General features: G+C 72.0%; 9 protein-coding genes. 7 read left to right on the forward strand and 2 right to left on the reverse strand.

Annotation, left to right across the window (positions count from 1 at the left end):
* Positions 1 to 45 precede the first annotated feature (45 nt).
* Positions 46 to 1,029 carry a YVTN family beta-propeller repeat protein gene (locus ME121_RS27880; protein ID WP_012319673.1) on the reverse strand — a complete coding sequence of 328 codons (984 nt, stop codon included), beginning with the start codon at positions 1,027 to 1,029 and terminating at the stop codon, positions 46 to 48.
* Positions 1,030 to 1,150: 121 nt separating this feature from the next.
* Positions 1,151 to 2,422: an ABC transporter substrate-binding protein gene (locus ME121_RS27885; RefSeq protein ID WP_059409985.1), complete on the reverse strand. Its 1,272-nt coding sequence runs from the start codon at positions 2,420 to 2,422 to the stop codon at positions 1,151 to 1,153.
* Between the two features lie 186 nt (positions 2,423 to 2,608).
* Here ME121_RS27885 and ME121_RS27890 point away from each other — a divergent pair, with 186 nt between their 5' ends.
* Genes ME121_RS27890 through ME121_RS27920 form a run of 7 tightly spaced genes read left to right on the forward strand, consistent with a single transcriptional unit; the run spans position 2,609 to position 8,099 of the window.
* Positions 2,609 to 3,136, forward strand: coding sequence for a DUF3280 domain-containing protein (locus tag ME121_RS27890; protein ID WP_012319675.1), 528 nt, complete (start codon positions 2,609 to 2,611; stop codon positions 3,134 to 3,136).
* A gap of 27 nt (positions 3,137 to 3,163) precedes the next feature.
* Positions 3,164 to 3,865 carry a (5-formylfuran-3-yl)methyl phosphate synthase gene (locus tag ME121_RS27895; RefSeq protein WP_012319676.1) on the forward strand — a complete coding sequence of 234 codons (702 nt, stop codon included), beginning with the start codon at positions 3,164 to 3,166 and terminating at the stop codon, positions 3,863 to 3,865.
* Complete coding sequence (locus tag ME121_RS27900) at positions 3,862 to 4,437, forward strand: amino acid kinase family protein (protein ID WP_012319677.1); 576 nt, start codon at positions 3,862 to 3,864, stop codon at positions 4,435 to 4,437. The genes ME121_RS27895 and ME121_RS27900 overlap by 4 nt, the downstream gene beginning before the upstream one ends.
* Entirely contained in the window at positions 4,434 to 5,996 is a 1,563-nt protein-coding gene (locus ME121_RS27905) for a DUF6513 domain-containing protein (protein WP_029361497.1), read from the forward strand. Before ME121_RS27900 ends, ME121_RS27905 begins: the two co-directional genes overlap by 4 nt.
* A 4-nt stretch (positions 5,997 to 6,000) precedes the next feature.
* Positions 6,001 to 6,591: a DUF447 domain-containing protein gene (locus tag ME121_RS27910; protein ID WP_012319679.1), complete on the forward strand. Its 591-nt coding sequence runs from the start codon at positions 6,001 to 6,003 to the stop codon at positions 6,589 to 6,591.
* Between the two features lie 21 nt (positions 6,592 to 6,612).
* Positions 6,613 to 7,146, forward strand: coding sequence for an SRPBCC family protein (locus ME121_RS27915; RefSeq protein WP_012319680.1), 534 nt, complete (start codon positions 6,613 to 6,615; stop codon positions 7,144 to 7,146).
* The gene (locus ME121_RS27920; protein ID WP_059409986.1) at positions 7,143 to 8,099 is read left to right on the forward strand and encodes a YncE family protein; all 957 of its coding nucleotides are present in this window, start codon (positions 7,143 to 7,145) and stop codon (positions 8,097 to 8,099) included. The genes ME121_RS27915 and ME121_RS27920 overlap by 4 nt, the downstream gene beginning before the upstream one ends.
* Positions 8,100 to 8,257: the final 158 nt, after the last annotated feature.

Below are 8,257 nucleotides of genomic sequence, written 5' to 3' on the forward strand. Positions count from 1 at the left end.
CGCTTCGCGCGGCCGTCCTCGCTTGGCGCCCGGAGGTCGCGCGGATCAGTTCGGCGAGATCGCCACGCCCCAGGGCAGGAGCCCGACCGGGATGCTCTTCACCACCTTCTCGGCGGCCACGTCGATCACCGAGACGTCGTTGGAGGTGCCGTTCGTGGTGAACAGCTGCTTCTGGTCCGGCGTGAAGGCCAGCTGCCAGACGCGCTGGCCGACCGGCAGGTACTTCTCGACCGCGTAGGTCTTGGCGTCGATCACGGCGACGCGGTTCGCCGGCCCGAGCGCCACGAAGGCCTTGGTACCGTCCTTGGTGATCCGGATCCCCACCGGCTGGATCGCCTCGTCGTTCACGCTCGGGATCTTGAAGGTGATCTTCTTGATCACGCGGCGCTGGGCGACGTCGATCACGCTCACCGTGCCGCCGACCTCCGCCGAGACCCATAGGTACTTGCCGTCGGCGGTGAACTCGGCGAAGCGCGGCCGGGCGTCGACCAGCACGTTGTCGATGACCTGGAAGGTCTTGGTGTCGATGAAGTGGGCCATGTTGGTCGTCTCGGAGGTGTTGACGAGGATCTTCCCGTCCGGCGACAGGCCCATCCCCTCCGGCTCGACGCCCACCGGCACCTCGGCGAGCACCTTGTTCTTCTCGATGTCGATGATCGTGACCTGGCTGTCGTCCTCGTTGGCCACGTAGAGCGGGTTTCCGGAGGCGTCGAGGATGAACTGCTCCGGATCCGGCCCGGAGCGCAGCGAGCGCACCACCTTGCCGGTGCTCGTGTCGAGCACGTCGATCCGGTCGTCGTCGCTCGCGCAGACGAACAGCTCCTTGCCGTCCTTGGAGACGGTCACGCCGCGCGGGCGCCGCCCGACCTTCCACGTCGCCGTCACGGCCATCGTGGCGGTGTCGATGACGCTGACCGAGTTGCCCTTCTCGTTGGTGACATAGGCGGTGAAGGCCGCGGCCGGCCCGCACAGGGCGAACCACGCACCGAGGGCGACCCCAGTCAGACATGCCTCGACGCGGCGGCTCATACGACTTCCTTCCCTTGCGACGGCCCGGCGTCCTGGACGGACATTCTCGGGGGACGTTTGTAGTGCGATTCCCGCGCGTTGCGAGGGCCCTGGCCGCTCGCCATCGCCGCAGGCCCCGGGCTCACTTGAACTTGCAGGTGGTCTCCGGGAGGTCGACGCCCAGCGTGTCGAGGGGCGTGCGCTGGTGCAGGAACCCCTGCTCGGGCGCGACGGAGACCAGCGCCTTGGGCTGCACCACGATGATCGCCTGGCGAAGCTGGTGGTCCCAGGGCCGGAAGCTCAGGGGCACGCCCTTGTAGGCCGGCAGCGTGAAGGCGGGCTCGACGAGGTACGGGGCGATCACGGCGGGGTCGTTGGTCTTCTTGGCCGTCACGGCCTCGCCCACCGTCCGCACCGCCGCCCAGACCTGGTAGTCGAGCGGGCGCATCAGCCGCGAGGCGAGCCGCCGGAACCGGTTCTGGGCCTGCGCGGCGCCCCAGGTCTCCAGCACGGGCGACCAGGTCGTCGGCGTCAGCGCCTGGGTGCCGCCGACGGGCCGCGGGTCGACGGTGCGGTAGGGAACGTAGTCGCCCCAGTCGCCCTCCTCGTCGGCCACGATGGCCATGTCGTAGTCGAGGCCCCGGGTGAAGACCATGGCCTCCGCCCGAGTCGGCGTGTCGCCGCGCGCCTTGGCGAGGGGACCGAAGGTCCAGGGCTTCTCGGCGGTGATCTTCAGCGCGAACTTCCGCGCCGAGTTGCGCATCGCGTCGGCGTAGGCCTTGTCGGCGTCCGTCGGGCCGACGATCAGGAAGAGCTTCCGCCAGCGCATCACCGTGAGGTACTGCGCCAGGGCGTCCGTCAGCATGGCCCGCGACGGCAGGATGTGGAACACGTTGGCGCGGCACTCGGCGCCGCGCAGGCGGTCGTCGGGCGCCCCAGCGTTGAGGACGACCGCGCCGGAATCCTTGACGGCGTCGGCCACGGCCAGGACGGCGTCCGCGGGCAGCGCCAGGACCAGGTAGCGCACGCCCTTGCCGATCAGATCCTTGGCGGCCGCCACGGCGTCCGGCTTGTCGTCGGTCAGGGCGACCTCGTCGAGGACGTAGGTCTGCTTGGTGAAGCGGCCGGTGGTGTTGTTGTCGGTGATGCCCATCTTGGCGCCGGCCAGGCCCTCGTCCTCCGGCGCCGCCTCGGCATCGTACGAGGAGGGCGCGGGCTGCGGCCGGTAGATCAGGCCGATACGGGTCTCGAGCGCCTGCGGAGCGGCGGGCTGGGCCGGTTGCGCCGCCGCGGCCGGCGCCGGATCCTCGGCCCGCGCCGCCGCCGGAGCGAGGGCCAGCGCGACGGCGGCGGCGCGCAGCCAGGACGGGCGCGTCGTGGGCCGGAGGGCCGTGTCGGGTGCAGGATGGTGCATGTGGGCGGCCTCTATCAGCTTCCGCTCAGGCCGCTCAACCGCGGCGTGTCGTCCCGACGTTCACGTTACCGTCGTGGGATAGGCGGGCGCGGAAGTACATTGCCAAATTGTCCCTTCGCCCGACCTATGGCGGGAACGATGCCGCCGCCTCGGGCGGTCGAACGCCTCGAGAGGAAACTCCCGCCGATGCGCCACACGTCTCTCCGCGCCGCGCTCGCCTGCAGCGTCGTCGCCCTGTGGGCCGCCCTGCCTGGCGCGGCCAGCGCCGGCGAGAAGGCCGCCGTGTTCCCGGTCGAGCTGTTCGATCCCGGCGCCTCCTACGGCACCCGGACGCGGCCGGTGGATGCCCGGAAACTGACCCTCGTCACCGACGAGCTCCGCAACGCCCTGCGCGACAAGGCCGGGCTGGAGATCGTCGACACCGCGCCCAAGGCCGACGTCGTGGCGAAGGAGGGCCCGCTGTTCAAATGCAACGGGTGCGCGGCGGACATCGCCAAGAGCCTGGGTGCGGACCTCGTCGTGACCGGTTATGTGGAGAAGGGGTCCGGTCAGATCTTCAACCTGAGCGTCTCGATCGCCGAGGCCGATACCGGCAAGGTGGTGCGCGGCGGGCAGGTGACGATCCGGGCCGACACCGACGATACCTGGGCGCACGCGATGCGTTGGGTGGTGAAGAACCGCCTGCTCGCCGAGCCGCTGCCCGGGAAGTCATGAGACCGCCCGTTCAAGTCCGAGTGTTTCGTGTCCGCGTCCTCCATCCCGCAACACCCACTGCCCCGGCTCCTCGTCAGCGTCCGCGACCCGGCCGAGGCCGAGGCCGCCCGCCTCGCCGGCGCCGACCTGATCGACGCCAAGGATCCGGAGCGCGGGGCGCTCGGCGCCCTGGATGAGGACATCGTGCGTGAGATCGTCGCCCGGGTGTCCGGCGGTGCCGCGACGAGCGCGGTGGCCGATCCGGCGGCCGAGTCCGTCGCCGCCCTGGCGCGGACCGGCGTCGACTGGGTGAAGGTCGGCCTCGCGCCGGCCGAGCTCCGGGACGCGTCGGCCCTGGCGGATCGGGTCGCGGCCGCGCCGGGCCGGCTGATCGCCGTGCTGTTCGCCGAGGACGGGCCGGCGGCCCGGCACGTGCCCGCCCTCGCGGCGGCCGGCTTCGCCGGCGCCATGATCGACACCGCCGGCAAGACCGGCGCCCGCCTGCCGGATCTCGCCGCGCCCTCCGATCTCTCGGCCTTCACCGCCGCCTGCCGGGCGCACGGCCTGATGAGCGGCCTCGCCGGGTCGCTCCGGGTGATCGACATTCCGGGCCTCTGCGCGCACCGGCCGGATTACCTCGGCTTCCGCGGCGGCCTGTGCCGGGATTTCGACCGCCGCAACGGCATCGATCCCCTGCGCGTGGCCGAGGCGCTGCGCGCCCTGCGTCCGAGCCGGCAGGACGCGGCGTGACCACCGTCGTCAAGATCGGCGGCAGCCTCGAGGCGGATCCGCATCGCCGCCGCGCCCTGCTGGAGGCGATCGGCGACGGCGCGCACGGTCGCTGCATCGTGGTGCCGGGCGGCGGCGCCTTCGCGGACGCCGTCCGGGCCGCGCAGGCGCGGGAGCGCTTCGGCGACGCCGAGGCCCATCGCCGGGCGCTCGACGCCATGAGCGACGCGGCCGGCATCTTCCGCGGGATCGAGCCGCGGCTGGTGCAGAGCCTGGAGCCCTGGGCGGAGGCCGCGCCCGCGCGGATCCGGATCTGGAACCCGCGCGCGCTCCGGGCCGGCCACCCGGACATTCCTGAGACGTGGGACGTCACCTCGGACAGCCTCGCCCTCTGGCTCGCCGCGCGGGTCCGGGCGGAGCGCTGCGCCCTGGTGAAATCCGTCGACGCGCCGCCGGGCCTCGACCCGGCCGCGCTGGCGCGGGACGGGATCGTGGACGCTGCCTTCCCCGGCTTCGCGGCGGGATACGGGGGGACGATCGAGATCTGGGGACCGCACCGCCGCGTCGCGGTCGAAACGAGGGCCGCCGCGTGAGCACCCCCGAGCACATCGTCTTCGTGACCGGCCGTCTCGCCCGGGCGCGGCTCGAGAAGGTCGCGGCGGGGCTCCCTCAGACGCTGCGCTGGAGCATCGCGGATGCGGGGGTGAAGGTCGCGGCGCTGATGACCGAGGAGATCATCCGCAGGCGGGTCGTCCTGCCCGAGGGCGCCACGCGGATCGTCCTGCCGGGCCGGTGCCGGGCGAATCCCGAGCATCTCGCGGCGCATTTCGGCGTCCCGGTCGAGCGCGGACCCGACGAGGTGGTCGACCTGCCGGCCTGGCTCGGCCTGACCGCCCGCAAGGTCGACCTGTCCCGGCACGACCTCCGGATCTTCTCGGAGATCGTGGACGCGTCGAAGATGAGCGTCGACCAGATCCTCGCCAAGGGGCTCGATCTCGCCGGGCGCGGCGCGGACGTCATCGATCTCGGCGGGCTGCCCGATACCCCGTTCCCGCACCTCGAGGATTCCGTGCGCGCGCTGAAGGGCGCCGGCCTGAAGGTCAGCGTCGATTCCTTCTCGAGCGAGGAACTGGTCCGGGGCGCCGGCGCCGGCGCCGATTTCCTGCTGAGCCTGAACGAGGAGACCCTCGATCTCGCCTTCGAGACCGACGCGGTGCCGATCCTCGTGCCGATGCGGCCCGACGACCTGCCCTCCCTCGATCGGGCGATCGAGCGCATGCTCAAGGCGGGGCGTCCGTTCATGGCGGACCCGATCCTCGAGCCGATCCACCACGGCTTCGTCGACTCGATCGCGCGCTACCGCGACACCCGCGCCCGCTGGCCCGATATCGACATGATGATGGGCACCGGCAACCTGACCGAGCTGACCGAGGCCGACTCCCTCGGCGTCACCGCGCTGCTCGTCGGCATGTGCTCGGAACTGTCGATCCGCAACGCGCTGATCGTGCAGGTCTCCAACCACACCCGCCGCACCGTCGAGGAGCACGACGCCGCCCGGCGGGTCATGTACGCGGCAAAAGCCGATTCGGCGCTGCCGAAGGGCTACGGCCGGGCGCTGCTCGCCCTCCACGACAAGCGCCCGTTCGTGCAGACCGCCGACGAGATCGCCCAGGCGGCCGCCGAGGTGCGCGACCCGAATTACCGGATCGTGATCGCCGAGGACGGGATCCACCTCTACAACCGCGACATCCACAGGGTCGGCACCGACGCGATGGCCTTCTTCCCCGAACTCGACGTCGCGAGCGACGGCGCCCACGCCTTCTACCTCGGCGCCGAACTCGCCAAGGCCGAGACGGCGTGGCGCCTCGGCAAGCGCTACGTCCAGGACGAGGCGCTCGACTGGGGCTGCGCGGCCGACGCCGATGTCGAGGATGCCACCGCCTTCAAGAAGGCCGGCCATACCCGCCATTCCGGACCCGACGCGCCGGCGCCCGGCACGCGCGACGCCCGCTTGGTCGGGCCCGAGGCCGGCGCGACCGCGCCCGAGACGATCCCGGACGGCGAGGCGCGCGCCGCGGGCGCGCCCGAGGGCCCGCAGGACCCGCCGGCCAAGCTGGTCTGCGGGCGTCTCGTCCCCGCCGACAAGGCGTGAGGCCATGCCGCTGATCCTCGAGACCGTCGTCACGACCCTGTCCCCGTCGGGGGAGCTGCACCTCGTCCCGTTCGGGCTGATCGGCGAGGCGGAGGGCTACGTCCTCGCGCCGTTCCGGCCGTCGCCGACCATCGCCAACCTGGAGGCCAATCCCTGCTTCGCGGCCTCGAGCCCGCGCGACATCCGGGTGATCGCCGGCGCGGTGACCGGCCGGCGCGAATGGCCGACGCTGCCGTGCGCGGCGATCGAGGGCCGCCGCCTCGCCGACAGTTTCGGCCACGCGGAGTTCGCGGTCGCCTCCGTCGAGGCCCACGAGACCCGGCCGCGCTTCCGCGGCCGGATGGTCCACAGCGCCGCGCACGCGCCGTTCATCGGCTATAACCGCGCGCAGGCGGCCGTCCTGGAGGCCGCCATTCTTTCGACCCGGCTCCACATGCTGGAGCCCGAGAAGGTGTTGACGGAGATGGCCTACCTCGCCATCGCCATCGGCAAGACCGCGGGACCGCGCGAGCGCGAGGCCTGGGGTTGGATCGAGGACAAGGTCGCGGCGGCGCTCGGCCCCGAGGCGCGCGTCCTCGATCGCGACGACCGCTGAGGGCGGGAGGAGAAGGACAAGATGAAGAAAATCACCCTGGCCCTGGCGGCCACGGCGGCCCTGGTGGCGGCGACCGCGCAGGCCCACGGGCCGACCCGGCGCAAGATCACCGAGTCGATCGAGATCAACGCCCCCGCCGATAAGGTCTGGGCCGTGGTCGGCGACCTGAAGAATGCCGACTGGATGCAGAACGTGACCAAGACCGAGCTGACCGGCGACCCGGCCGGCAAGTTCAAGCGCGTGCTGACGCTCAAGAACGGAAACCAGATCTCCGAGACCAGCAACAAGTACAAGCCGGAGGACAAGATGTTCTCCTACTACATCGACAAAGTTGACGTGAAGGATCTCCCGGCGAACGACTATTCGGCGACGATCACGGTCGAGCCCGAGGGCAACGCCAAGTCGAAGGTCGAGTGGAAGGCCGCCTTCTATCGCGGCTACATGAACAACGATCCGCCGCCGGATCTGAACGACGAGGCCTCCGAGAAGGGCGTGGGCGACTGGATCAAGGCGAGCCTCGCCAACCTGAAGGCCAAGGTCGAGAAGGGCTCGTGAGCCCGGCTCGGGGCCGCGGGGCCCTCGCCGCCGGCCTCGTCCTCGTCGCGACCGCCTCCCGGGCCGAACCGGCCCGGGAGGCCATCGTCACCGCCCAGCTCGGCGGCGCGGTCGAGATCGTCGATCTGGCCGCCGGGACGGTGGTGCGCCGCATCCCCGTCGACGGCGCCCCGGCCGGGATCGCGCTGTCGCCCGATCGCCGGCGCGCCTACGTCACGCGCCCGGAAGGGCACGGTCTCGCCATCCTCGACCTCGATGTCGGCAAGGTCCTGGCCGAGGTGCCGCTGCCCGGCGGCCCGCTCGGCGTCGCGGCCGACCCGCGCGGCGGCACGGTCTACGTCGCCGACTGGTACGGGCACCGCCTGTTCGTGCTGACCGAGCGCGACGGGGCGCTGGTCCCGGACGGCGAGATCGCGGTGGGCGCCTCGCCCTCGGGAATCGCCGTCAGCCCCGACGGGGCGACGCTCTACGTCGCCAACCGCGAGGCCGACACGGTCTCGGTCGTCGACGCGGCGACCCGTCGGGAGACCAAGGTCATCCCGGTGGGGCAGCATCCGTTCGGCATCACGCTCGATGCCGCGGCGGCGCGCGCCTACACGGCCAACGTCACCGGCGACGACGTCTCCGTCCTGGATCTCCGGACGGGGCGGGAGATCGGCCGCGTCCCGACCGGCCGCCGCCCCTACGTCATCGCCCTCGCGGGAGGGCGCGGCTTCGTCACGGACCAGTATGCCGGCAGCGTCACGGCCTTCGATCTCGCCACGCTCAAGCCCATCGCGGACGTCGATGTTGGCGACCATCCGGAAGGGATCGCGGCGGATTCCGACGGCCGCCTCTACGTCGCCAACTGGGGCGACAACACGCTGAGCATCCTCGACTCGAAGACGCTCAAGGTGCTGGCGACCATCCCGACCGGCAACGGCCCCCGCTCGTTCGGCGCGTTCCTGCGCTGAGCGTCAGCCCGGGTGGCGCCGGGGTGCCCGACGGTAGGCCGCGCGGGCCACCAGGAGCGCGCCGCCGACCTGCAGCAAGCCGCTCTCGCCGAGATCCGAGGGGGCGACATGCGCCTGGATCAGCAGCCGTGTCAGCGCGTTCAGGGCGAGCAGCGTCA

Source organism: Methylobacterium sp. ME121 (assembly GCF_000974725.1).
Lineage (GTDB): Bacteria > Pseudomonadota > Alphaproteobacteria > Rhizobiales > Beijerinckiaceae > Methylobacterium > Methylobacterium radiotolerans.